This window comes from Ideonella sp. A 288 (assembly GCF_002198735.1).
GTDB lineage: Bacteria > Pseudomonadota > Gammaproteobacteria > Burkholderiales > Burkholderiaceae_C > Pseudaquabacterium.
In genome coordinates this window covers 1-23,271 of sequence record NZ_MWLO01000093.1, presented here as the reverse complement: position 1 = coordinate 23,271, position 23,271 = coordinate 1, and the positions used below count along the sequence as shown (strand labels likewise).

Annotated in this window: 33 protein-coding genes and 1 pseudogene; 6 read left to right on the top strand and 28 right to left on the bottom strand. The window is 70.0% G+C overall.

The window, feature by feature from the left end:
* Positions 1–841, bottom strand: an 841-nt coding sequence (locus EOINJALH_RS08635) for a TOBE domain-containing protein (RefSeq protein ID WP_088279946.1), incomplete at its 3' end; no start/stop codon positions are given.
* 217 nt (positions 842–1,058) lie between these two features.
* Here EOINJALH_RS08635 and EOINJALH_RS08630 point away from each other — a divergent pair.
* Positions 1,059–1,487, top strand: a complete 429-nt coding sequence (locus tag EOINJALH_RS08630) for a molybdopterin-binding protein (protein ID WP_088279945.1) — start codon at positions 1,059–1,061, stop codon at positions 1,485–1,487.
* A 279-nt stretch (positions 1,488–1,766) separates the two neighbouring features.
* Here the strand turns inward: EOINJALH_RS08630 and EOINJALH_RS08625 are convergent, their stop codons facing one another.
* The 10 genes from EOINJALH_RS08625 to EOINJALH_RS08575 all read right to left on the bottom strand — a co-directional run bounded on the left by EOINJALH_RS08625 (position 1,767) and on the right by EOINJALH_RS08575 (position 9,268).
* Positions 1,767–2,132: a hypothetical protein gene (locus EOINJALH_RS08625; protein ID WP_144289932.1), complete on the bottom strand. Its 366-nt coding sequence runs from the start codon at positions 2,130–2,132 to the stop codon at positions 1,767–1,769.
* A 568-nt stretch (positions 2,133–2,700) separates the two neighbouring features.
* Positions 2,701–3,108 carry a DUF6855 family protein gene (locus tag EOINJALH_RS08620; protein WP_088279943.1) on the bottom strand — a complete coding sequence of 136 codons (408 nt, stop codon included), beginning with the start codon at positions 3,106–3,108 and terminating at the stop codon, positions 2,701–2,703.
* Between the two features lie 109 nt (positions 3,109–3,217).
* Positions 3,218–3,664, bottom strand: a complete 447-nt coding sequence (locus EOINJALH_RS08615; RefSeq protein ID WP_234413729.1) for a DUF1801 domain-containing protein — start codon at positions 3,662–3,664, stop codon at positions 3,218–3,220.
* The gene (locus tag EOINJALH_RS08610; protein ID WP_158219696.1) at positions 3,661–4,113 is read right to left on the bottom strand and encodes a BLUF domain-containing protein; all 453 of its coding nucleotides are present in this window, start codon (positions 4,111–4,113) and stop codon (positions 3,661–3,663) included. Before EOINJALH_RS08610 ends, EOINJALH_RS08615 begins: the two co-directional genes overlap by 4 nt.
* Positions 4,114–4,292: 179 nt before the next feature.
* Complete coding sequence (locus EOINJALH_RS08605) at positions 4,293–5,036, bottom strand: hypothetical protein (RefSeq protein ID WP_144289931.1); 744 nt, start codon at positions 5,034–5,036, stop codon at positions 4,293–4,295.
* A gap of 285 nt (positions 5,037–5,321) precedes the next feature.
* Positions 5,322–5,840 (bottom strand): hypothetical protein, encoded by a 519-nt coding sequence (locus tag EOINJALH_RS08600; protein WP_088279940.1) that lies wholly within the window; start codon positions 5,838–5,840, stop codon positions 5,322–5,324.
* Positions 5,837–6,472 carry an N-acetylmuramoyl-L-alanine amidase gene (locus EOINJALH_RS08595; protein WP_088279939.1) on the bottom strand — a complete coding sequence of 212 codons (636 nt, stop codon included), beginning with the start codon at positions 6,470–6,472 and terminating at the stop codon, positions 5,837–5,839. The genes EOINJALH_RS08600 and EOINJALH_RS08595 overlap by 4 nt, the downstream gene beginning before the upstream one ends.
* On the bottom strand, positions 6,469–7,038 hold the full coding sequence (locus tag EOINJALH_RS08590) for a DUF1697 domain-containing protein (RefSeq protein ID WP_158219695.1): 570 nt from the start codon (positions 7,036–7,038) through the stop codon (positions 6,469–6,471). The genes EOINJALH_RS08595 and EOINJALH_RS08590 overlap by 4 nt, the downstream gene beginning before the upstream one ends.
* A 485-nt stretch (positions 7,039–7,523) precedes the next feature.
* On the bottom strand, positions 7,524–7,892 hold the full coding sequence (locus tag EOINJALH_RS08585) for a DUF1428 domain-containing protein (protein ID WP_088279937.1): 369 nt from the start codon (positions 7,890–7,892) through the stop codon (positions 7,524–7,526).
* Positions 7,893–8,485: 593 nt separating this feature from the next.
* Entirely contained in the window at positions 8,486–9,268 is a 783-nt protein-coding gene (locus EOINJALH_RS08575) for a sterol desaturase family protein (protein ID WP_088279935.1), read from the bottom strand.
* A gap of 176 nt (positions 9,269–9,444) precedes the next feature.
* Here EOINJALH_RS08575 and EOINJALH_RS08570 point away from each other — a divergent pair, with 176 nt between their 5' ends.
* Positions 9,445–10,002: a TetR/AcrR family transcriptional regulator gene (locus EOINJALH_RS08570; RefSeq protein WP_158219694.1), complete on the top strand. Its 558-nt coding sequence runs from the start codon at positions 9,445–9,447 to the stop codon at positions 10,000–10,002.
* A gap of 206 nt (positions 10,003–10,208) precedes the next feature.
* Here EOINJALH_RS08570 and EOINJALH_RS08565 read toward each other — a convergent pair whose 3' ends face one another.
* From EOINJALH_RS08565 to EOINJALH_RS08555, 3 genes are all read right to left on the bottom strand, one after another.
* Positions 10,209–10,919 (bottom strand): cyclopropane-fatty-acyl-phospholipid synthase family protein, encoded by a 711-nt coding sequence (locus EOINJALH_RS08565; protein ID WP_088279933.1) that lies wholly within the window; start codon positions 10,917–10,919, stop codon positions 10,209–10,211.
* An 85-nt stretch (positions 10,920–11,004) separates the two neighbouring features.
* A complete protein-coding gene (locus EOINJALH_RS08560; RefSeq protein ID WP_088279932.1) occupies positions 11,005–11,514 on the bottom strand; it encodes a hypothetical protein in 510 nt (169 codons plus the stop codon).
* Between the two features lie 73 nt (positions 11,515–11,587).
* Positions 11,588–12,571, bottom strand: a complete 984-nt coding sequence (locus tag EOINJALH_RS08555) for a tripartite tricarboxylate transporter substrate binding protein (RefSeq protein ID WP_234413728.1) — start codon at positions 12,569–12,571, stop codon at positions 11,588–11,590.
* Positions 12,572–12,735: 164 nt separating this feature from the next.
* On the opposite strand from EOINJALH_RS08555, the gene EOINJALH_RS08550 reads away from it, so the two are divergent.
* The 4 genes from EOINJALH_RS08550 (at position 12,736) to EOINJALH_RS08535 (ending at position 16,049) form a co-directional block, all read left to right on the top strand.
* Entirely contained in the window at positions 12,736–13,401 is a 666-nt protein-coding gene (locus EOINJALH_RS08550) for a winged helix DNA-binding protein (RefSeq protein ID WP_088279931.1), read from the top strand.
* Between the two features lie 70 nt (positions 13,402–13,471).
* A complete protein-coding gene (gene pxpB, locus EOINJALH_RS08545; protein WP_088279930.1) occupies positions 13,472–14,221 on the top strand; it encodes a 5-oxoprolinase subunit PxpB in 750 nt (249 codons plus the stop codon).
* A complete protein-coding gene (locus EOINJALH_RS08540; RefSeq protein ID WP_088279929.1) occupies positions 14,218–15,258 on the top strand; it encodes a biotin-dependent carboxyltransferase family protein in 1,041 nt (346 codons plus the stop codon). The genes pxpB and EOINJALH_RS08540 overlap by 4 nt, the downstream gene beginning before the upstream one ends.
* 17 nt (positions 15,259–15,275) lie before the next feature.
* A complete protein-coding gene (locus tag EOINJALH_RS08535; RefSeq protein WP_088279928.1) occupies positions 15,276–16,049 on the top strand; it encodes a LamB/YcsF family protein in 774 nt (257 codons plus the stop codon).
* Between the two features lie 31 nt (positions 16,050–16,080).
* On the opposite strand, the gene EOINJALH_RS08530 is transcribed toward EOINJALH_RS08535, so the two are convergent.
* The 14 genes and pseudogenes from EOINJALH_RS08530 to EOINJALH_RS08470 all read right to left on the bottom strand — a co-directional run.
* A complete protein-coding gene (locus tag EOINJALH_RS08530; RefSeq protein ID WP_088279927.1) occupies positions 16,081–16,722 on the bottom strand; it encodes a glutathione S-transferase family protein in 642 nt (213 codons plus the stop codon).
* Positions 16,723–16,894: 172 nt separating this feature from the next.
* On the bottom strand, positions 16,895–17,176 hold the full coding sequence (locus tag EOINJALH_RS08525; RefSeq protein ID WP_144289930.1) for a hypothetical protein: 282 nt from the start codon (positions 17,174–17,176) through the stop codon (positions 16,895–16,897).
* A gap of 51 nt (positions 17,177–17,227) precedes the next feature.
* Positions 17,228–17,752, bottom strand: coding sequence for a superoxide dismutase family protein (gene sodC / locus EOINJALH_RS08520; protein WP_088279925.1), 525 nt, complete (start codon positions 17,750–17,752; stop codon positions 17,228–17,230).
* A 92-nt stretch (positions 17,753–17,844) separates the two neighbouring features.
* Positions 17,845–18,171, bottom strand: a complete 327-nt coding sequence (locus EOINJALH_RS08515; protein ID WP_088279924.1) for an NIPSNAP family protein — start codon at positions 18,169–18,171, stop codon at positions 17,845–17,847.
* A gap of 68 nt (positions 18,172–18,239) precedes the next feature.
* Positions 18,240–18,641 (bottom strand): hypothetical protein, encoded by a 402-nt coding sequence (locus EOINJALH_RS08510; protein ID WP_088279923.1) that lies wholly within the window; start codon positions 18,639–18,641, stop codon positions 18,240–18,242.
* 69 nt (positions 18,642–18,710) lie between these two features.
* Positions 18,711–19,265, bottom strand: coding sequence for a GNAT family N-acetyltransferase (locus EOINJALH_RS08505; protein WP_088279948.1), 555 nt, complete (start codon positions 19,263–19,265; stop codon positions 18,711–18,713).
* A 46-nt stretch (positions 19,266–19,311) separates the two neighbouring features.
* Entirely contained in the window at positions 19,312–19,701 is a 390-nt protein-coding gene (locus EOINJALH_RS08500; protein WP_088279922.1) for a hypothetical protein, read from the bottom strand.
* 112 nt (positions 19,702–19,813) lie between these two features.
* Positions 19,814–20,305, bottom strand: a complete 492-nt coding sequence (locus EOINJALH_RS08495) for an N-acetyltransferase (protein WP_088279921.1) — start codon at positions 20,303–20,305, stop codon at positions 19,814–19,816.
* A 129-nt stretch (positions 20,306–20,434) separates the two neighbouring features.
* On the bottom strand, positions 20,435–20,953 hold the full coding sequence (locus tag EOINJALH_RS08490) for a GNAT family N-acetyltransferase (protein ID WP_088279947.1): 519 nt from the start codon (positions 20,951–20,953) through the stop codon (positions 20,435–20,437).
* A 60-nt stretch (positions 20,954–21,013) separates the two neighbouring features.
* Positions 21,014–21,535: pseudogene (locus EOINJALH_RS08485) on the bottom strand (AacA4 family aminoglycoside N(6')-acetyltransferase); the annotation flags it as partial.
* A 209-nt stretch (positions 21,536–21,744) separates the two neighbouring features.
* On the bottom strand, positions 21,745–22,422 hold the full coding sequence (locus tag EOINJALH_RS08480) for a hypothetical protein (RefSeq protein ID WP_144289929.1): 678 nt from the start codon (positions 22,420–22,422) through the stop codon (positions 21,745–21,747).
* Positions 22,419–22,763 carry a hypothetical protein gene (locus EOINJALH_RS08475; protein ID WP_088279919.1) on the bottom strand — a complete coding sequence of 115 codons (345 nt, stop codon included), beginning with the start codon at positions 22,761–22,763 and terminating at the stop codon, positions 22,419–22,421. Before EOINJALH_RS08475 ends, EOINJALH_RS08480 begins: the two co-directional genes overlap by 4 nt.
* A gap of 7 nt (positions 22,764–22,770) precedes the next feature.
* Positions 22,771–22,944, bottom strand: coding sequence for a hypothetical protein (locus tag EOINJALH_RS31640; RefSeq protein ID WP_158219693.1), 174 nt, complete (start codon positions 22,942–22,944; stop codon positions 22,771–22,773).
* 15 nt (positions 22,945–22,959) lie between these two features.
* A partial coding sequence (locus EOINJALH_RS08470; RefSeq protein WP_234413727.1) for a DUF1330 domain-containing protein occupies positions 22,960–23,271 on the bottom strand: 312 nt, incomplete at its 5' end.

Sequence of the window (23,271 nt, the reverse complement as noted above, 5' to 3'; positions counted from 1 at the left end):
TGCAGCGCATCGTCGACGGCCCGGTCAACGCCGAGGTGACGCTCGACACCTTGAAGGCGGCGCAGGCGCGCACGCCCACGGCGAGTTGCAGCGAGTCGACCGATTCGCGCGTCACCACCGCGGTGGCGGTGCGGCCCTGTCCCAGGTCGAGCGTCACCTCGGCGTTGACCGGGCCGTCGACGATGCGCTGCACCGTGCCCCACAGCCGGTTGCGGGCGCTGATGCGCAGTGTCTCGTCGGTGAGCAGCAGCAGCGACGAGGCCTTGACCAGCGCGATCACCTCGCTGCCGATGGCCAGGCCCAGCGTCTCGGCCGAGTCGCGCGTGACCACCGCGGCCAGTTCCAACTGCTCGTCGAGCCGGATGCGCACCTCGAAGTCGACCGGCCCCTCGCGCAGCCCGCTCACCTTGCCGACGAACTGGTTGCGGGCACTGGTGCGCACCGACATGCGGCGCAGCAGCCGCTGGAAGGCCTGCACGTCGCCCACCGGGGCCTGCGCGAACTGTCCGGCCAGGCGGTCGAGCGCGGCCTGGTACTCGCCCTCGACCGCACGGTACAGCGCCACCACGCGGCGGCCGTAGTCGGTCAGCAGCGTGCCGCCGCCGGCGCGGCCGCCGGTGCTGCGCGCCACCAGCGGCTCGTCGGCCAGGTTGTTCATCGCGTCCACCGCGTCCCAGGCCGCCTTGTACGACAGTGGCACGTGCTTCGCGGCCTGCGAGATGGAGCCGTGGCGGTCGATGGCCTCGAGCAGCTTGACGCGGGTGTCGCCCAGGAAGGCACCCAGGTCGGTGCTGACTTCGAGTCGGCCGGTCAGGCGCGAGGCCACTTGGCGGGGCTTCATGGGTTGTAGCAGTGTTGACACAGCGCTCGACCGCGCGGGCCCGGGTTCGGGCCCATGGCGATCGGTCGGATCGGCAAACTGTGGGGCGTTGGGGTTGCAGGGTGATCGGCGGGTGGCGCAGTGTCGGGTTTGTCGGCATCGCCACAAGCGTCGTATTCTGAAAGATATAACGCAAGCGGTGTGCCAAGTCCACCCAGTCATCCCGGGAGCCATCACCATGAAGGTCAGTGCACGCAACGTGTTCGAAGGGCGCATCCAGGCGCTGGTACCGGGCCCGGTCAACACCGAGGTCACGCTCGAGCTGCCCGGCGGCGACGCCCTGGTGGCCGTCATCACCCAGGCCAGCGCGCGCGACCTGGGGCTGGCCGTGGGCGGCCAGGCCATGGCCATCGTCAAGGCACCGTGGGTCATCGTCGCCGCGGGCGACGGCGGGCCGCGCTTCTCGTCGCGCAACCAGTTGCGCGGCGTGGTCAGTGCGGTGAGGTCGGGCCCGATCAATGCCGACGTGGCGATCCAGCTGCCCGGCGGCGCCACCGTGCACGCGGTCATCACCCAGGAAGCGGCGGCCGAGCTGGGCCTGGCGCCCGGCGTGCCCGCGCGGGCGGTGATCAAGGCCAGCCACGTGGTGCTGGCGGTGCAGGGCTGACGTTGGCGCCGCGCCCGCGCGCCGCCAGCGGGCCGCAAGGGTGTCTTGCGCCTGTCCTGTGCGGCCCGGGCCGTCTGGCTACAGCGCGCGCACGCGGCTGTGCTCGGGCGCCTGCTCGTGCATCGCCTTGCCGAAGGCACCGAACCGCACGGTCCGGCGGTCCTTCTGTTCGACGTGCCTGGCGTCGTCCGACATGCCCGGTAGCGTCTTCAGCGGCCGGCGTTCGGCCGAGGCACGGTTCGGCGCGGCGTTGGTTGGGCGCCGTGTCGTGCCGGCCGTCTACGGCGCGACAGTGATGGTGATCTGCGCGGACCGTGGCGCAGTGAAGGTGAGGATCGACTGGTAGCCATCGACTGCGGAAATGTAGGCCTGGAAGACGAATCTCCCTGCGAGGGTCGGCGTGCCGACGAGGTTGCCGTCCTTGAACTCCATGCCGTTGGGAAGCGAGCCATTGAGCGTCCTCACCGTCATCGACGATCGGCAGCTTTCGGGCGTGATGGAACTGTTCACCGTCGCCGCCTGACCGACCTTGAGCGAGTAGGCGGAGTTTGCGAAGGTGATGCCGAACGACTGTGTTTCTGCGCCGCAACTCGAGCCACCGCCGCACGACGCGAGGGCCAGCGTGATCGGCAAGGTGGCAGCCATCATCATTCTTCGCACAGAGTTCTCCCTGGTGAGCGCCCCGAGGTCGGCCCTTTCCGTGAGCGCCCCTCGAGAGTGTTATGCAACGTGGCGCCGCCACGGTTGTTTTTGAGGCATGTCGGGTCTGCGAGACCTGTTCGACGGCGCGAACCACAGGTCGACCGGCTCACCGACTTTCGGGCCCGGCGGACCTGAGTCTATTGTGTTAGGCGATCACTTCCGACCCGTGGAATCCACGACCTCGTCGAAGACGATGGCCCGATGGCGTTTGAACCTCAATTGGGTCGGCAACAGGGCGCGGAACGCGTCGACCAGCGTCGTCTGGCAATGAAAGTGCATGGTCCCCGTGTCGGCTGCCATGCCTTCCAGCCCGGGCGCACCGTGTTGCCCCCCCTTCGGCACTCGGCCGCCACGCAGGCCGGCTTGGCCCACTTCAGCGTCTCGTCGAGCGGCCACACGCTCTTGGTGGCCGCAGCGGTGTCGCAAGTGATCGCCCGCAGCGCCATCGGCCGACGCCGCGCCTCGGGCGTGCCTGGCGTGTGGTGCCCTGTCGCTGCCCGGTCCCGCAGGGCTACAGGGCGCGCATGCGGTTGTTCTTGGGCGCGTGCTCCAGCTCGCACAGGCCCAGCGCCTCCATCAGCGGCGGCACGTAGACGCCGAAGCGGCCGCGCAGCCCCTTCTTCAGGCCGTACCAGCCGCCCACCGGGTTGTCGGTCGAGCGGCCCCAGGCCTCCACCGTGCCGTCCTTGGCTGGCTTCTGCTCGTCGGCGCCGCCGAGCTCGACCCAGTCGCCGGCGGCCTTCAGCATCGCGTGCAGGTCGTCGATGCAGCGGGCGTCGTACAGCAGCACCGTCTTGCCGACGGTGCACACCAGCACCGCCTTGCCGTCCTTCTGGTCGACGTGCATCGTGTAGTCCGACGTGCCCGGCGGCGTCTTCAGCAGCCAGGGATCGTCCTTGGTTCGGTTCAGCGTGGCCATGTCGCTCCTTTTGATGGGGAGGTTGACCGTCGCCGCGCGCCGAAGCGCCGGTGCGCGGGCCGGCCCGGCGCGATGGTGGCACAAGGCGCCGGGTCGCGCACCCATCGCGCTAGGGGGCCGGGGGTTTGGGCCGCCGCCCGGCGCGTCGGTGGTAGGTCAGCGCGGCGGCGATGCAAACGCCAAGCGCGTCCGCAGGGATCTCATCGGCCGCCTCGAACACGATGGCGCGCCGGCCCTCGAAGCGGAACTCGGTCGGGAACAGCGTGCGGAAGGTGTCCACCAGGGTCGTCTGGCAGTGGAAGTGCACGGCCACCCGTGTCGGCTTCGAGGCCTTCCAGCCCAGGCGCACCGTGCTGCCGCTGCGGCTGGCGGCCGTCATGTAGGCCGGCTCGCCCCACTTCAGCGTCTCGTCCAGCGGCCCCACGCCCTCGGTGGCCGCGGCGGTGTCGTAGATCATCGCCCGCAGCGCCATCAGCCGACGCCGCGCCTCGGGAGGCGCCGCGTCGAACACCCGGGCCACGCCGGCGTCCGTGATGCGCGGTGCCGACCGGGTCAAGCGGGCCCCTTCGTCCAGGTCTGCCAGAACTTGGTCAGCAGCCGCAGCCCGGGCGGCAGCGGGCCGTCGCTGGCGCGCTGCTCGAGTGCGGGCCGGGTGTCCAGCCATTCGGCCTGCGCCAGCGACTGCAGCGCCGAGCCGGGCGCATCGGCGAAGCCCATGTGCCATGACGTGAAGTGCCGCTGGCCCACCGGGCCGGACAGGAGCTGGATCAGCCCGCGGTGCCGCTGCGAGGCCTTCACCCGCTCGTACACCTGGGCCACGCCATCGGCCGGGCCTTCCAGGTACTGGAAGAACGAGCGGTCGTGGTGCAGCAGCACGCCGGTCACCCGCACCGAATTGTTAAAGGCGCGCGCATCGACGAGCAGGGCGTCCAGCTCGTCGTCGCTGAAGGGGCGCACCGCGCTGCTGAGGTAGGCGATGGCCGAGAGGTCGGTCGGGGTGTTCACGCGCGCAAGGATAACCAGCGCCTGCGTCGGTGGGCAATCCCATGCGGGCATCCCGGGCAGCGGCCCCGCTGGCGCGCCTGTGGTGGCGCTGATGTCCTGCGATACCGTGCGACTGCCAGGGCCAACGCGGGCACGCACCAGGTTCGTTGCCCTGGGCCGAGGTGACATGCGCCCGCTCGTCACCGGCCCTGGGCGGCGACGTAGATGATCATCGCGACCCAGGCCACCGTCGAAACGGTGCCGGTGATCACCTTCACCCAGCCCGGGAAGCTCAGCCAGAGGTCGACGCACTTCGATGGCGGCAGGCCGAACAGCAGTTCATACACGCCGAAAAGGATGAGGGCGGCGGCCAGCAGCACGGGCAGCCGCAGCATCGCGGCCACCCGGCCGTCGGTGGGCAAGGCTGGAAGCACCTGCACCATGATCAGCGCGACCACCACGCCGACCGCGATCATCCCCACGGCATGGACGCGCGCCTGCCGGGGTGAGACCTCACGGGGTGCGGGCGTCGGCTGGGCTGGCGGCGGCTCGGCGGGGGCAGGCAGCGGCACGGCATACGCATGGTCGATGCTGTCCGGGCCGTCCCAGCGTGGATTCCTCCTCCTGCCCCATTGGTCTTCGACGATGGCGAAGAGACAGTAGATGCAAAACGACACGAGTACCAGGGCTTCCAGGGCCGAGACCGGCCAACCGATCAGGTACCAGGCCATGGCCGATCCCCAGCATGCCAGGACGAGCAGGTGCCACAGTGTGCGAAGCCGGAACCGATTGCCGCAGATCGCGCATTCGTAGACCGCCGTCGACCCCAATGGAACGACGCCATTCAATTTCCAGGTTTGCGCGCGGGTGGCTCTCAGTTGCCAGCCGCACCCGTTGCATGCCCGGTCATTGAAGCGCAGGCCGTGATTGGATTCGTTCGACATCGGAGAGGCTGCGTGAGAGCCGATCCATCGGGTCCAGGGCCACCGTCCACATCGCGTCGACCGCAGGTGTCGGCCTCGTGCGCCCGGCCGCGCGCCTCAACGCATCGACAGCCGATCGGCGTGCCGCGACGGTGCAGGCATGCCGTTCACAGACGAATTTAGCACCATGGTATGGGCGGGGCGATCCTCTCGAATGGGGAGGTGGCCCGCTTCTCCGGGCGGGCCACCCACGGCGAGCTAGGATGGATCGCCGCCGCATGCGCCTGCTCGCAGGCCACGTCGGCGTCAGCTGCGGCCCTTGGCCAGCCGGAGCTTCCACGCGCCGCCGTGGTGTTTCACGGACGCCAGCGCCAGCGGGTGGGCCTGGCCGCAGCCGGGCGTGCCGGGCCCCTGCCCCTTGTGCAGGGCCGAGGGGTTGGCGGGCAGCAGCAGCAGCTCGGCGCTTTCCCGCCAGCGGGCGAACTCCGTGCCGTTCGGCCCGGGGAGCGGGCTCACCGCGAGCTCGACAGCCCGGATCGCCACCCACCACGGCGAGTCCGTGGCCGACGGCAGCGTGGCGCGCAGGGCCTCGGTGACGACGATCTCGTTGCCGGCGCAGTCGATGGCCAGGCCCGGTGCCACCACCACCTCGCCCGCGGGCGACAGGCTCACCGCCAGGCCCGACACCACGCCCCAGCCGTGCAGGAACCGGTGGTGCCGGCGCAGCCGGTCGACGAGGTAGGCCTGCTCGTCCTCGAGGTCCTGCTGGGTGAGCAGGCGGCCGGTGAAGTAGCGCACGCGTTCGAGCGCGGTGGGGGTGGTCAATTCGGGGCCTTGGGTGCGGGTGGGGAGTCGGCGATTCTTGGGCCGGCCCCGGCCGGCGTCAAACCGGGCGCCGTGAACACGCGGTCCAGCACCGCCTCGTGCGGGTAGGCCTCGCCCGGGTCCACCTTGCGCCGCTGCGCCCTGTCGCACGGCAACACGCCGTGGTCGAGGTCGGAATGGCGACGGATGCCCTCGCGCTGGAGACCGTGGCGTTGCACGATGCCGCGCAGCAGGTCCACCAGCGAGGCCAGCTGCGCCTCGGGGAAGGGGTCGATGCCGTCGCCGTCGTTGATCAGTTCGACGGCGATCGAGCGCCCGCTGTGCTTGAACACGTGGTGCGCCAGCTGGTCTTCCGGGACGCTGGCGCGCCGCGTGCCGTCGCGGTCGATCATGTGGTGGATGCCCAGGGTCGGGTGCGCCTCGATCTGCCGCAGGTTGTCGTCGAGCTGGCCGGCCCGCACCCACACCGGCCGGCCGGTGCGGGCGTCGCAGGTGGGCCCGCCGGTGGAGTGGATCACCACCATGTCGATGGCCTGCCGGCGCGCCGGGCCACTGCGCCGCGCGTCGGCCGGGCCGGCGGCCAATGCCAGCACCGCCACGGCCAGCGCGGCCAGGGCGGACGTTCTCGTCACGGCCCGGGTGCCGGGCGCTTGCCCACCGCCAACGGCCGCACCAGGGCCTGCAGCTTCAGCACGGTGGCCCAGTTGCGGGTGGTGACGGCGCGCCCGGCCTTGCCCAGCAGCGCGCTGGCCACCGCACTGTCGAGGATTCCCTCAGGGCAGCGGAGGTAGGCCGCCTGCGCTCCGACGGCGAATCGCTCGGGCGCCCGCACCAGCGGCGCCAGGGCCTGCAGGGCCCGCACCGCGGCAGGCTCTTGCGCAAACGCCACCAGGCAGCTCGGATGCTCGGCCTCGGTCAGCACGAAGGGGTTCTCGGCCACGGCGGCCAGGAACTCGACCGCCGACTTCACCACCACCGTCACGGTGAAGCCGAACCGGGCCTGCAGCGCCTGCCCGATGGCGTCGGCATGCGCCGTCGTCGAGCGGCCGCTGCTGCGGCCGACGGCATTGCCGCTGTTCAGCAGCGTGCTCACGTCGGTGAAGCCCAGCGCCTCGAGCAACTCGCTGAACCCGGCCATCGGCACGCGGTGGCCCTTGCCGACGTTCACGCCACGCAGCAGGACGACGAAGTGGGGCATCGGCGGGCTCAGGCGTGGGTGGCGGGTGTGCGACGGGGCCGGCCGGGCCCGCGCAGCGGGCATCGCGCTGGCGCGGCACCGGGCGTCCGGCCGGACGAGTCTAGTGCAGTGTTCGACGCCATGCAGCACAAAAAACCACGTCTTTGCCGCCCTGGCATTGCTGCAAATCCTCGCAATGCCACTCGGCATCGCTGCGGTTTGCGCCTGGCCAGGACGACAAATCCATCGGTTTTCTCAAGTGCTGCACAGCATCGAACACTGCACTGGTGTGGTGCGCTCGAATTCCTTGAACCTATCGGCCAAGGGCAACGGCAGCTTCGCGGCTCACCCGCCTCACGCTGCCGGCCATCAGCCGTCGCCCACAAGCGTCAGCTTGCTGCCGTTCCCTCCCCCCGACGTCCCGGGGCCACCTGAATGCGGGCGACTCTTGCGCGAGACGCCGGCCGCGACGCGTGCACGTCCAGGGGCGGCATCGCCCCGGACGCTCAAGCTTTCACTTCGACCACCTGTTCGAAGCCGCCGAAAATCATGCGTTTGCCGTCGAAGGGCATGGGCGGGTTGCCGGGTGTGGACGGATCCATGCGCGGGTCTTCCATGATCTTCTTCATGGCGACGTCGCGCGTGGCCTTGTCCGGCCATTCGATCCACGAAAAGGCCACCGTCTCTTCGGCCGTGGCCAGGACTGCGCGGCGGAAGTCGGTGACTTTGCCGTCGGGGACGTCGTCGCCCCAACCCTCGATCACACGGATCGCGCCCAGCTCGATGAATATCGGGTCGAGTTGGCGCGCGTGCTCAATGAACTTCTGCCTGTTGGCGGTGGGGACCGCGATCACGAAACCATCGATGTATGACATGTCTTCACTCCTGTTGGGTTGACCGGTCGGCGCGCCCGCATGAGGGCGCCCGTACCTCATGGTCGAACGACAGCAAGCCAAATCGACATGGGCAGGAGGACAGATGCCCAGGGGTGGCGCCGCAACGGCGCCGCTGCAGATCACCTGCTCGGTCAGCCGCCACGGCGCCCTCAGCGCAGACCGTTTGCCCCCGCAGAGTCACGCTGGAGCAGCCCGATCAGTATCTTTCAACAATGCCCGCTTCGGACCGCGACGGTGAGTACGTCGCGTTGCCTGGAAGCCGCCTTGCGGGTCAGGGGGTGTCGCACAGCAGCGCCATCGACGTCCAGCCTTCTGGCTCGGCAGCGAAGTGGCCGTCCCGGCCAGAAGCGGCCACACGTCCTGGCATTTGATGGGTCGTTCTTACCTGACGTCCGACCGGCTGTCGCCGGGATCCTCCCAAGTGCTTGAACCACGCGCGAGGTACGAGCCCTCTTCCCTGATTTCTCCCATGCCCGGCAGGTCGATGGCAGCGATGGCCGACGTCCTGTGGGATTCTTCAGCCTTGATGCCAATTGACCGCACGCGACCTTGGCTTTGCACGGCGTCCAACATCACTCCGCCGATCGTCGCGTGGAGGCGCGCGAAGTAAAGGTGGCTTCGTAGTGGCTCAGTTCGGTTCCGAGCAAGCGATCCCAGAAGCGGCTCATCAAGCCGAAATTGCCGTTCAGTGCGGTGTGGTGCAGGTTGTGAAACGTCGATGTGTTCATCCACCGCAGCAACGGTATGCGCAACAGTTTTGGCGGCAGCAATTCGTACCCGAGGTGCGACATGAGGTTGTTGGCCATACCGACGACCTGCACGAAAGGCAGGGACGGCAGGTACATCGGCACGAACACGACCGCCGGCACGATCCATGCGCCCAGGATGGCGCCTTCGATCCAGTGGAACGAATAGGACGAGAACGGGTTCACGTCAACGCTCTTGTGGTGTACCGCGTGAACGTAGCGGAAGAGCTTGGGGTGATGGAACAGGCGATGCCAGAAGTAGAACCATGCGTCGCTGAAGGCGAGCAGCCCGACTGTTGTGGCGACGATCAGCGGCCAGCCCAGGGAGTCTGCGTCTGGGGTGAGGTTCGTGCGTCCGCTGGCATGGAGCACCGAGATCAAGGTGGCGGTGATCGCCCCGATGAAAAGCACGACCAGGCTGTGCCGAACCTCGAAGCCGATCTGCTTGGCGTCGACCCGCTTGCGCACCTGGATTCGGTACTTGAGCAGCCGCTGTTCGCCCCACTTCCAGAAGACGAGAAACAGCCCACTGACGATGAAGAAGTAAGTCAGCGCCTGCCCGACAAAGGCTTGCACCAGGCCGATCCAGAACGAACTGGTTTCAATCATCGCGAGTGGGAGGGCATGGAGCCACAAAGCAACCACAAGTTGCTTTGAATCCTACATCGGGCGATGAGGCATTGCAACTGTCAGTTGCAATGTCGGGGCTGCAGGGTTAAGGTGTGCGCATGGCAAATCCAAGGAAAGCAGGCACCGGGGCCAAACAGGCCCGCGGGGATGCGTTTGTGGATGCCCTTCTCGAAGCTGCGCTGGAACAGCTGGCCCGGGTGGGCTTCGACCGTTTCTCGATTCCGGAAGTGGCTGCCCTTGCCGGCGCGAACAAGACCAGCGTCTACCGGCGCTGGCCGACGAAGGCTGATCTGATCAAGGACGCCCTCCGCACGGCGATGGATCACGCAGAAGAAGCGGCTGGCAGTGGCAGCTTGCGCACCGACCTGATCGGACTGGGCCAAACGCTTGCCGAGTTCCTGCGATCGAACGCAGGCCGATCAGTCATGCGGATCCTGCTGAGCGAGGGAGACAATGCCGAACTGCGAGCCATCGCGATATCGGCATACGGAGATGTCGCGCGACGCACAGCGTGGATCGCCATGGATACAGCACTAAGACGGGGAGACCTGAGGCCAACGGTTGAGCCCTCCACGGTGCTCTTCACGCTCGCCGGCGCACTGATGCACCGCGTGTGGGTCGAGAAAGCTGACCCTGGCGAGGCCTACGTCCAAGGAGTGGTCGACATCATCTTGAACGGTGCCGCTGTTCAGGGACGTTCGCAGGACCGGTAGTGCCATCACCAGCCGTTCGCCCTCCCGGCAGACTTTGAAGTCGGTCCTGTTCATGCCACACAAACTGGTTGCAGCTGTGATTTGTAAGGGGCTGCTTTGGGTCGCGAAAGGCCCCTCGGCTCGCAGCTGCGACAGCAGACACCCGGGCTCGCAGATGATCTCTGCATACGACAGGTGACAAGTACAGAACAGAGCGACGCACCACACTAGCGCGGTTTGTGCGCGAGCAGGGCCCACAGGAAGTCCTCGCCGAACAGCCCGCTGCCGGGCTCGGGCCGGCGCATCTGCCGCACCTGGGCCACCTGCAGGCCCTGCGACCAGATGGCGCGCAGGCGCTCTTCGGTGTAGCCCAGGCCGCCGCCCAGCGAGCGGCGTTCGTACACCTCGTGGTCGGTGAAGCCGCTGCCACCTTCGGGCCGGAAGCAGGTGAGGCCGAAGCAGCCGCCGGGTTTCAGCGCCGCGGCAACGAGGTCGACGTAGGTGCGCCGTCGGTGCGGCGCCAGGTGGTGGAAGCAGCCGCTGTCGTAGACCAGGTCGTAGGCGCCGTCGGGGCCCATGCCGTCGAAGACCGAGCGGCACTGCCACTGCACCGCCACGCCGGCGTCGCGCGCGCGCTCGGTAGCCCAGTCGACGGCCGTGCGGGAGTGATCGACCGCGTCGACCGAGAAGCCCCGGCGCGCCAGGAAGATGGCGTTGCGGCCATTGCCGCAGCCCAGGTCGAGCGCCCGGCCGGGTCGGATCGTGCCGTCGTCCACCCAGGCCGCCAGGCTCTCGTCGGGCGTGTCGACAAAGAAGGGGCAGGGCTTGGTGCGCGTCGCGTAGAAGCCGTCCCACCAGTCGCTGCCGCGCGGCGCCAGCAGGCCGTCCAGCAGGGCCAGGACGTCGGCTTCGGAGTAGATGATGTCCGGATCGGCCATGGGTGGGTGCTGTGGCGGCCTGTCGATCGGCGCGTGTGGCGCGGCGGCGTGCGTGATGCAGTGGCCTGTCGTGCCCGATCGGGCGTCACTTCGCGCGGGGCGCGATCTTCGTGAGGTAGCGCCAGTGCACCACCTTGGACGGCTGCGCCGGGTCGGTCAGGCCCATCACCAGCGTGTTCTTGGGCACGGTCACGCCGAAGAAGCTGGCATCGGCAGGAAAGAACGAGGCCGCCCACTGCTGGATGGTCTTGGTGCTGTCCTGGCCGATGACCAGCAGCCCGGTCTGCGGCACCTCGTAGGACATCTCCTTGGGCTGCCGGGCCAGCGCCGCGTAGTCCTTGGGCATCTCGAAATTCACCGGCTCGGCCGAGCCCACCATCCGGAAGGTGGTGCCGTCGGGGTCGAAGCACAGCACCTGGTGCGGCGGGTCGGCGAGCTTGGCGTCGGCGGGGATGAACTTGCGCGCCGCCTCGCTGAAGACGATCTTCTTCCAGCAGCCCGCGAGCTCGGCGCTGTCGCCGACGGGGCGGCGCTCCTGGGCCTGCGCAGGGGTGATCGAGGCCAGGGCCGACAACAAGACAAGGGCCAGTCGCATGGGGGGTTCCGGAGGGCTCGCCATAGAAGCCCGCATTGTCGCGGAACCGCGGGCCGCGCCGCCGGGCGGCGCATCAGTCGATGCGGATGCCCGCCTCGTCGATCACCTTCTTCCACTTCGCCGAATCCGCCTTGATCAGCTCGGTCACCCGCGACGGCGGGCCGCCGGCCACGTCCAGGCTCATCTCGGCCAGCTTGGCCCGCACGTCCTTGTCCTGCAGGATGGCGTCGAGGGTGCGGTTGAGCTTGGCCACGATGTCTGCCGGCGTGCCGGCCGGTGCCATGAAGGCGTACCAGAAGGTCATGTCGAAATCGCGCCCGCCGGCCTCGGCCACCGTGGGCACGTCGGGGTGCGCGGGCAGGCGCTTCGGCGAGGTCATCGCCAGCGCGCGCAGGCGGCCGCTCTTGACCATCGGCATCGCCTCGGGCACCAGCGCCATCATCACCTGCACCTGGCCGCCCATCAGCTCTTGCAGCGCCGGTGCGCCGCCCTTGTAGGGCACGTGCACCGGGTCGAAGCCGTTCATCTTCTTGTAGTACTCCATGCCCAGGTGGCTGGGCGTGCCGTTGCCGGCCGAGGCGTAGCTGATGGTGCCCTTGTTGTGCTTCAGGTGCGTGCCCAGCTCGGCCATCGTCTTCACCGGCAGCGACGGGTGCACCACCACCACGCTGGGCACCGTGGCGGCCAGCAGGATGGGCGCCAGGTCCTTCAGCGGGTCGTAGGGCAGGCGCGGGCCATAGAGGCCCGGGTTCACGGCCAGGCCGCTCAGCGTGGACAGCAGCAGGGTGTAGCCATCCGGCGCCGCCTTGGTGACGTTGGCGATGGCGATCTGCTCGCTGGCGCCGGGCTTGTTCTCCACCACGGCCACCTGGCCCAGGCGCTGGCCCATGCGCTCGCCCACCATGCGCGCCAGCGCGTCGGTGGAGCCGCCGGCCGAGTAGGGCACGACGATGCGGATCGGCTTGCTGGGGTAGTCGGCCGCCTGGGCCGCTGGGACGGACAGCGCGCCGGCCAGCAGCAGGGCCGTGGTGAGGAAGGAGGCGAGGGCTTGGGTCATGGTGCGTTCCCGGGAAGTGGAGGGGTGCGGCGCGGTGTCGAGGGCTCGCCCGCCGCGGTCGAGTGAGTGCAATGTATGGTTATATCGACGTAACGTCAACAAAACATCTACAATTTATCTACGTTGTTCCACTTTACAGTCGACCACCCAGCAAAGGATCGGCGATGACACGCACCCCCCCGACGCTTCCCGAAGGCCCCGCCGGCGCCGCCCGTCCGCCGGCCGCGGTCGCGCCCGGCCACCGCATCGTCACCTCGCAGCACCTGGTGTCGCCGCGGTCGCCCGAGCTGTCCGAGGTGGAGTTCGGCCTGGCCATCGTCTTCAATGCCTACTCGCGCTGGATGGTGCGCTGCATGGCCGCCGCGGGCTTTGCCGACACCGCGCCGCTGGACGTGCTGGTGCTGCACCACGTCAACAGCCAGGACCAGGAGAAGAAGCTGGCCGACATCTGCTTCGTGCTCAACGTGGAAGACACGCACGTGGTGTCCTATGCGCTGAAGAAGCTCGTCGGCATGGGCCTGATCGAAGGCGCCAAGCGCGGCAAGGAGGTGTTCTTCCACACCACCGAGCGCGGACGCCAGGCCTGCGAGCGCTACCGCCAGGTGCGCGAGACCTGCCTGATGCCGGGCTTTGCCGGCACCGAGGGCGAGAACGCCCGCCTGGGCGACACCGCCGCGCTGCTGCGCACCCTGTCGGGCCGCTACGACCAGGCGGCGCGCGCGGCGGCGGCGTCGGTGTTCACCTCGCTGGGCGCTGCTGCGGCACCCGCGAACGGTCCGGCACCGGCACCCGCACCCGTCCGCCGCCGTACGTCGAAGGACGCCACATGAGCCCCGCCCGGCCGCCCGAAGGGGCTCATCCCCGCCTGGCGGGACCGGCCGCAGGCCGCAGGGTGCACCCGTGACCGCCCGCCTGCTGGACGCCGGCGACGGCGCGGTGACCATCGAGTTCGGCGACCGCATCGAGGCGCCCCTGGTGGCGCGGGTGCGCGCCCTCGAGCAGGCGCTGCAGGCTGCGATCGACCGCGGCCAGTTGCCCGGCGTGATCGAGACCATGCCCACCTTCCGCTCGCTCACGGTGCTGTACGACCCGCTGCTGACGAGCCGCGCGGCGCTCGACCCCGCGTTGCAGGCCCTGCTGCCCAAGGCCGACCAGCCGCCCGTGGCCAGCGGCCGGCGCTGGCGCCTGCCGGTGTGCTACGGCGACGCCGCCGGTGACGCCGGCGCCGACCTGGCCGACGTGGCCGCCGCCACCGGCCTGGGCGCCGACGAGGTGGTGCGCCGCCACGCCGCGGCCGAGGTCGGCGTGCACATGATCGGCTTCATGCCCGGCTTCCCGTTCATGGGCGACCTGCCACCCGAACTGAGCGTCCCGCGCCGCGCCGAGCCGCGCGTGCGCGTGCCGGCCGGCGCCGTGGCCATCACCGGCCGGCTCACCGCGATCTACCCCTGGCAAAGCCCCGGCGGCTGGCGCCTGATCGGCCGCTGCCCGGTGCCGCTGTTCGACGCCGCGGCGGCCAGCCCGTCGCTGCTGGCGCCGGGCGACACGGTGCGCTTCGAGGCCGTGTCGGCAGCCCGCCTGGCCGAGCTGGACGCCGCGATCCGCGCCGGCGATCTGCCGCCTGCCACGTGGCTGGAGAGCGCGGCATGAGTGCCTCGCTGGAGATCATCTCCCCCGGCGCGATGGCCACACTGCAGGACCTGGGCCGCATCGGCTGGCGCCGTGTCGGCGTGCCGCGCTCGGGCACGCTGGCGCCGGCGCTGCTGCGCATCGCCAACGCGCTGGTCGGACAGCCCGGCGGCACGGCGGCCATCGAGTTCTTCGTCGCCGGGCCCACGCTGAAGGCCGTCGACGGCCCGGTGCAACTGGGTTGCGCCGGCGACTTCGGCCTGACGCTGCTGCGCGCCAACGGCGAGCGCACGCAGCTGGATTCGTGGCGCAGCGTCACGCTGCGGCCCGGCGACACGCTGCGCGTCGGCGCGCCGCGCGGCGCTCGGGTCGGCGTGCTGGCCGTGCGCGGGCTGGCCCCGCCGCTGGTGCTGGGCAGCGCGTCCACCTACACCCGCGCGCAGCTGGGCGGGCAGGGCGGGCGGGCGCTGGCCGCGGGCGACAAGCTGGCCGTGCCGTCGCAGGCCGGGGCCGCCGGGGCCGAGCGCCGCCTGCCGATGCCGCCAACCGCCAGTCACGGCCCGATCCGCGTGGTGCCGGGGCCCCAGGCCGACCACTTCGACGCCGCCGTGCTCGAGGCCTTCTTCGCCGCCGAGTACCAGGTGTCGGCCGATGCCGACCGCATGGGCGTGCGCCTGCAGGGCCCGGCGCTGGCGCACAACGCCCGGGGCAGCGAGATCGTCTCCGACGCCACCGTGCCCGGCTCGATCCAGGTGCCCGGCAACGGCCAGCCCATCGTGCTGCTGGCCGACGGGCAGACGGCCGGCGGCTACCCCAAGATCGCCACCGTGGCGTCGGCCGACCTGCCGCGCCTGGCCGTCGCCCCGGTGGGCAGCCGCCTGCGCTTCGCGCCAGTGACGGTGGCGCAGGCCGAGGCCCTGGCCCGTGAGCACGAGGCCGCGCTGGGCCGGCTGCTGGCCGGCATCGTGCCGATGGCCATGGACGACGGCATCGACCTCGACGCGATCTACGCGGCCAACCTGGTCAGCGGCATGATCGACGCGCACGACCCCGCGTGACCTCAGGAACCCACGTCATGGACATCAACCTCAACAGCGACCTCGGCGAAAGCTACGGCGCCTGGCGCATGGGCGACGACCGCGCGCTGCTGTCGGTGGTCGGCTCGGCCAACGTGGCCTGCGGCTTCCACGCCGGCGATCCGCTGGTGATGGCCGACACCGTGCGCCGCGCTGGCGAATCGGGCGTCAGCCTGGGCGCGCACCCGTCCTTCCCCGATCTGCAGGGCTTCGGCCGGCGGGCCATGCAGGTGGCGCCCGCCGAACTGGCCGCGATGGTCACCTACCAGGTGGGCGCGCTGATGGGCATCGCGCAGTCGCAGGGCCAGCGCGTCACCCACGTCAAGCCGCACGGCGCGATGAACAACATGGCCTGCGAGGACGCCGCCATGGCCGCCACCATCGCCGCCGCGGTGAAGGCGCTCGATCCGCGGCTGATCCTGCTGGCGCCCGCGCTGTCCGAACTGGCCGCCGCCGGCCGCGCCGCCGGCCTGCGGGTGGCCGATGAGGTGTTCGCCGACCGCGCCTACACCGAGCAGGGCACGCTGGTGCCGCGCAGCCAGCCCGGCGCGGTGCTGCACGACAGCGCCGACTGCCTGGCGCACGTGCTGCGCATGATGGAGCGCGGCGGCATCGTCACCGTCAGCGGCCGGCTGCTGCCCTGCAGCTTCCACAGCATCTGCGTGCACGGCGACTCGGCCCACGCGGTGGCCACCGCCGCCGCGGTGCGCGACGGCCTGCGCGCCGCCGGCCACCGGCTGCGCGCGCTGCCCGAGCTGTTCGGCCCGGGCTGACGGCCGCGGGCCGGTGAGCGCCGAGCGAGCCCTACCACTTCGGCGCGATGCGCTCGCCCGGCAGCAGTTCGTACGGGTCGCGCCAGCCGTCGATGCCCTTCAGCCGCTCCACCCACGCGGCGATGGCCGGAAAGCGCCCGGCGATCTCGTAGCCGCTTTCGTCCACCGGGTAGAACAGGTAGCCGCTGAGCGACAGGTCGGCGATGGTGGGCCCGGCGCCGACCAGGAAGTCGCGGCCCTGCAGATGCCGGTCGACGATGCCGAAGGCGTTGTCCATCCGGCCGCGCAGCCAGGCCATCACCGCGGGGTCGGGTGCCGTCGGGCCGAAGGCCTTGCTGAAGCGATAGCTCGCAAAGTAGCTGGTGAACTTGTGATTGTCGAAGAACAGCCAGCGCAGCACCTCCAGCCGCTCGTCGGGCGTGTCGCCGCCGAAGCGGCCATGCGTGTCGGCCAGGTGGGTGAGGATGACGCCCGACTGCGTGAGCCGACGCTCGCCGTCGTCGAGCACCGGCACTTCGCCCATCGCGTTGGTGCTGCCGCGCCAGTCGGGTGTTCGCGTCTGCCCCGTCATGAAATCGACGAAGCAGGCTTCCCAGGGCACGCCCAGGGCCTTCAGCATGAACGCCACCTTGAAGGTGTTGCCGGATTGGGAAAAGCCGTGGAGTCGGATCATGGGGCCTCTCAGTCGGGTCGGGTCGGGTCGGGATCGGTGGATGGGTGACTCACCCGCGCTCGGGGGCGTGCCGCAGCGACAGGCCGAATGCCAGCACGAGGGCACCGAACAGGGTCCAGTTCACCGGCCCGCCGGGGGTGGGCCGTGTGCCTGCCGGCGCGGTGGCCATGGGCTAGGCGCCGTGCCCGGCGGCCCGCCGGCGCCGACGCGCGCGCAGCGCCGTCGACAGGCCGAGCCACAACGTGCTGCCCAGCAGCGCCGGGTAGATCAGCAGCAGGTCGACGCGGATGTTGCACTCGCCAGAGCAGAGCACCCGCCGGAACATCAGGGTCTCGTAGCCGGCGTAGGCGGCCCAGCACAGCGCCAGCACCGCGAACCCGCGCCTGCCGGAGGCGCGCCACCCCAACCCCATGGCGCAGGCCAGGAGCAGGGCGATGGGGATGGGCTGGATCACGGCGCCATTCTTCACTGTGCCGGCGGCAGCGGCAAGTGCGCCCGGGGCCGCTCAGCCGCCGATCACGCCGCAGGCCACGCGCGGACCTCCGCCGCCCAGCGGGGCGGGATGGTCGGCATGGTTGTCGCCGCCGGCGTGCAGCATCAGCGAGCGCCGGGCGACGTCGGACAGTTTCAGCCGCGGCCCCAGCACCGGCTGCATGGCCGTGCCGTCGGTGGCGACGAAGATCGGCGGCAGGTCGCCCAGGTGGCCGTCGCCCCAGGGCTCGCCGTGCTTCCTGGTGCCGGCGGGGTCGAGGTGGCCTCCGGCGCCCAGCGCGGGCACCGGGGCGCCGTTCTGTTCGGCCGGCGCGCAGCTGGGCTTCTCGTGCACATGGAAGCCGTGCAGGCCGGGCGACAGGCCCTTCAGCGCCGGGTAGAAGGCCAGGCCGTGCGCCGTCTCGACGATGCGGATGCTGCCGATGGGTGCGCCTGCACCTGTCGTTTCAGCGATATGGAGCGGCACCGTGATCTCGGCGGCGAAGGCGGGCGACAGGATCGCCATCAGGAGGGCGGCGGTGCGGACGGGCAGGCGCATGGTGGGATCGGGCGAAGTGGTCGATAGCGGCCTTGTACCCCAGCCTGCCCGCCGCCACGTGAGCACTTGTCGCAGAGCCCCTGGTGGCGTATTCAGGGGTGCGTACCCCAGGGCGCCGCCAGCAACAGCTGCACGTTCTGATTGCGCATCAGCGGCCGCAGCTGTTTGGCGAAGGCCATGAAGTCGTCGTCGGCGAACAGGCGCTTCCAGAACGCGCGCCGGTCGTCGTCGCTGTCGAAGCGCCACAGGTGCACCAGCTGATGCAGGTCGCCGGTGTCGCTGACGAAGTAGCCGAGGCAGTTCTTGCTGAAGCCGCCGGCCTCCAGCGCCGGCCAGCCCAGCGTGGAATACAGGCGCGTCACCTCGGCCATCTGGCCCACGGTGACCGAGTAGGTGCGCTTCTCGTAGATGACGGGCATGGGCTGGCCTCGGGGTGAGCTTGGGTGCGGCCGATGCTAGCGCGCGGGTGGCGACCCGGCCCGGGCGATCAGTCGGGCTGCTTGAACTGCACGATGTTGCCTTCGGGGTCCCAGCCGTCCAGCACGGTGCAGCCGCGGAAGTGCCAGGCACCGTCGGCGGGCTTCAGGTACCCGCCGGTCTTGGTGGCGGCGGCCCGCACCGCGGCAAGGTCGGGCACGACGAAGGTCGGCTTGAACGGGCTGTCTTCCCGCGGCTCCACCGGCTTGGCGATGCGGATGTCGGCCGCGATCTTGCGCGGAATGGCGTGGATCACCATCTCGCAGCCGTCCGCCCGCAAGAGATCGTGCGAGGTCTCGGACTCGACCACGGCCAACCCGAGGGTCTGCTGGTAGAAGGCCGACACGCGCCGCTTGTTCTTGGCGAAGATGACGCAGCCTTGCTGCACCTTGAAGTTCGACGGCGTGGCCATGGGCAGGGCTCCTGGTGATGCGCCAGCGCGTGGGGGTCGGCGCCAGCCGGCAGGATAACGGGAATGCCGCTAGGCCGAAGTCCGCGCGTAGACGCGGGTTTTGCGCAGCTGCCCCTGCAGGTTGAAGCGCTCGTTGACCAGCACGCCCTCCAGCGCAAAGCCGGCGCGCTCGGCCAGCCGCCAGCTGCGCACGTTCCGGTCGTCGACGGTGAGGAACACGCGGTGCGCCCCCAGTTGCTGCAGCGCATGGTCGGCCAGCGCGCGGACGCCTTCGGTCATCAGCCCCTGGCCGCCCAGGGCCGTGCGGGCCCAGTAGCCGACCTCGAACTTGCGGTTCTTCCAGTCTGCGCCGTGCAGCCCGCTGCCACCGACCAGCGCGCCAGACTGCTTCAGGAAGAAGAACACCATCAGGTCCTCGTTCAGCAGGTAGCGCGCGTGGGCCCGCCGGCAATTCAGCTCGGAGTCTTCCACCGACGGCGCGGGCGTCACCCAGCCCAGCCAGGGCGCTAGTTCGCCGATCGATTCCAGGACCGCGGCGTTGAACACCGCACCGTCGCCCGGCTTGGCGACGCGGATCAGCAGCCGGGGGGTCTCCAACTGCTCGGGCAGGAGGTTCGACGTCATGCGGCCGGATTCTGCCGCGGGGGCCGCCACGCCGCGCGCCGGCTTGCTAGCCGATGAGCTTCCCGGTGAACCGGTCGCGATGGGCCCAGTAGGGGCACGCGGGGCAGGTCTCGCCTTCCGGGTAGTCGGTGCCTTCCTCGTGCGGGCAGCCAAAGATGCCGTCGGTGGCGGCCACCGACTTGACGTTGTGGAGGGAGATGAAGTCGAGCACCTGCTTGAGCACGTCGGGGTCGAGGCGCACGTCGCCCGATTCGGTGGTCCAGCGTTCGAGCACGTCCACCTCGCCGCCCTCCGTGGCCATGATGCCGACGGCCACCTTGGTGGCCAGGCGGTTGTCGGGGCCGTAGTAGGCGACGGTGGCCAGCGGGTAGCCGGCAAAGCCCTTCTTCAGGCGCTTGCGAAGCCTGTCCTGATACCAGCTTGCCTTCAGCGACATGGCGGTCTTCGGTGACGGGTGGGTCGACGGTGTGGCGGGCGGCGGGGCCGCGGCGGCATGCGCAGATCGTAGCGCCGTTCACCCGTGGGGGCCACTGCCGAGGCGTGGCCCATCAAGGCCGCCGGCACCCCGCGGCGCTGACGGTTGCAGGGAAGAGTTCCATCCACCGCTGGCCGTCTTCGGTCTTCCAGTCGGTCCAGCCGCGACGGCGGTAGAAGCCGTAGGCACGCCTGGCCGGATCCAGATCGGTGGTGAGCCAGGCCCGGCGGCAACCCGACTGCCAGAGCCATTGCTCGGCCAGCGCCATCAGGCGCCCTCCGATGCCAAGGCCCTCGAAGTCCGGCAGCACCGCGATGACCCAGAGTTCCCCGGTGGCCGCGTCGGCCATGCAGAAGGCCACGACCTCATCGCCCACGGTGCCGAGCCAGCCTTTGAAGGACGTGGCGAGCCTGTGCTCGACGCTGGCCGGCGTGATGCCCAGGCGCTGAAGTTGATCGAGCGTGTAGCCGTTTTCTCGGGTGCGCGTGCGCACATCGAACAGGCTGGGGATGTCGGCCGTGGCGATCTCGCGGAACTGCGGTGGGGGCGTGGCGATGGGTGTCATGGCGTGGACTCGGACTCGGCCCCACCGGCGCACGACGGCCGGCGGCCGGTGATCGACCGGCAGGCGCGAGCGGCGCGACCCTTGCCGGGCGCGTGGCGATGGCCGTGGTGCGTGGTGTGCCACGCGCGGTCAGTCGGCATAGAGATCGAGGTGCATGGTCTGTGCGATGAGGCCCGAGCCCTCGCGAAGCGGCTCGGGCTGGCCCACGGGGCGGAAGCCGAAGGCGCGGTACAAGCGCATCGCCGGGGACTCGGCCACCGTGACCCCGAGGCGCAGGGTGGTGGCCCCTGCGCCCCGGGCATGTGCCACCACCTCACGCAGCAGGGCCGCCCCGACGCCCCGCCCACGCGACTGGGGCGCGACCCACATCTGGAACAGGTCGGCCATGCCCGGCTCGGTGGCCGACCGCTTGCACCAGGCCAGCCCGCACACCGTGTCGCCGTCCCATGCGAAGAGGGCCTTGTCGTGGCCAGAGGCCCACGCCTCGGCCACACGCAAGGCCCACAGGTCGTCGGGCCGGGCGGCCTCGGCGGCGAAGGTGCTGCCGAAGGCGTCGGGCGTGTCCTGCAGCGCCCGGAGTCGCACCTCGCGGTAGGTGCGCCATTGCCCGGGCTGGATCGGGCGGATCGAGACCCCGCTGTGGCCCATGCCGGGCGGCGTGGCCTCAGCGCGGCCGGGCACGGCAGGGTGAGCGGGTGGCTGGGGCGGGCGCCGCTGAAGCATGTAGACGGCCGGGCCATCCGGCGTCTGGATGAGGCCCGACCGGACGAAGCCGGCCTTCTGATAGCAGCGGATCGCGCGCAGGTTGGTGGGGGCCGGATCGGTCTGGATGGCTGTGACCTGCGGGTCTGCGAACAAGCGGTCGACCAGCGCGCGGACGAGCCGCGTGCCGAGCCCCTGGCCCAGTTGCGCCGGATGGGCCAGGAACTGGTCGATGCCGCGCACCCCCGGGTCGGTCTCGGCTTCCCACCAGCCGCCGCCGCTGCCCATCGCCACGTAGGACTGGGCATAGCCGATGGGGTCATCGACCAGCAGGGCGATGTAGGGTGTCACCGAGTCCTCAGCCAGCACCCGCGGCAGGTGGTGCTGCCGCACCTGGGCCAGGGTCGGGCGCGCATCGTCGCCGCCCCACCATTCGGCGACATGGGGCCGGTTGAGCCACCCGTGGAGCATCGGCAGGTCGTGCTCGGTCATCGGGCGCAGCGTGATGGGGACGGTGGCGGTGGACATGGGCGGGTGCTTCTGTGCGGGGCGACGGCTGGGCTGTGCGCGGGCACCGATCTGACCACGGCAGCGGGGTGATTGGCCAGGGTGCCTTGGGCTTGGCGGGCCAACCGCGGCAAGGCAGACGGCTGGGACGCGCCCGGGCAAAGTCGCGCTGCATCGTCAGGGCCCTGCACCGTCATTGAGCGTGCTGACGTCCCGCAACGTCAGTCCGGCTACTTCGACGATTGAGTGCAACTCGAGAATGGCGCCACGTCCTCGGGCTTGCGCTCGCACACCAGGATGGGAGCTATCGCACTCAACCTGCTGCCCCACCGGGCCGTGTCGGCAACGGGCGCAGTTGCGACCGGGGGACTGCGCTCCGACCACTGGACGGAGTAGTAATTTCGGTCGCCTTGAACAACGGCCACCAGTGCTGTCTCGCTGGTGGCGGCCTTGGTGGTCGTCAAGGTGTGCGTGCCGCACCCTACGATCATGACGTAGATGTTGTGGCCGGTCTTGATCTTGCCCTCGAGAACGACGCCACCGGCAAAGCTTGAAGGGCACGACTGTTGAAAGCTCTTGGCTATCTGCATGGCGAAGATCTTCGGCGAGAGGCCGCTGACTTTGGCGGCGTCCTGGGTGCCGCTGACCACGATGCGTTGGGTCCATGCGGTGTCCGTGTCAGTGGCCAGCACCATGGTCCGCAGATAGGCATGACCGTTTGTCTGTTCATGCTGTGCCCTGAATCCGGCAGGGATCGAATGGGCAAAGAGCTCGCCAAAGATCGGTGCGACCACCTGGGCCGCCGGGAACTCGCCACTGACGATGATTGGATCAGCGGCGTTGGCCAGCGAGCCCTGACCGGCCATTGCAGCAATGACGCAAGCACGTTTGAACGTTGTGTGTGTCAAGTCGACTCCCTGGCCTGCTTCGGCGGCCTGCGAAAGCCATGATAGAAGACCCACTCCGCCGCAACCCAGGCGACTGGATAGCCGGCGAACACGGGGGCGACGGACCACCATGCCGACAGCGAGGAGGGCGATTCGACGACGGTTCGGGCCAGCAGCAGCACCAGACCGACCGTGTAGGCGAGCAAGCCGAAGTAGGCGATGACCGTGAGGACCGTCATCAGGCTGCGTCTGCCATGCGCCAGTTGCAGGGTGCCCGCCAAAACCCTGCGCGGCACCGTGAAGAGGCGATGCGCGGCCACCGCCAGAACCAGCGGAAACACCACCAGGGGCAGGACGAACATGGGACCCCTACCCCCCAGCGCACCGCGCGGCATCGGCACCATGCTTCACGAGCAGTGCGAACGCGCCGTCCGGCCCTTCGCCGCGCTCGAGTTCGCGCCAGCCGTTCTTGGCGTAGAACCGCAGGGCCCAGGTGTTGGCGAGCAGGCACTTCAGTCGCCAAGGCATCGGCAGGTCGGCCATCGGCGGCGCTGTGGCTCAGGCGTCGAGCCCTTCCACCGACACCAGCCGCGCGGAACTGCATTCGTCCCGGATGGCCTTCAGGCTCTGGTACACCGGCCCGGTGTAGAACGCCTCCCACGCGGCGACCGACGGAAACTCCAGCACCACGATGCGCCGCGGCTGCCAGTCGCCCTCGTAGACCTTGTGCGCACCGCCGCGGGCGAGGTAGCGCGCCCCTGCCGCATCGAGGGCCGGCTTCACGCCCTTCATGAAGTCCTGGTAGCGGGACATGTCGCGGATCTCGACGTCGAAGATCACGTAGGCGGGCATGGGTGGCTCCGGGTGGGT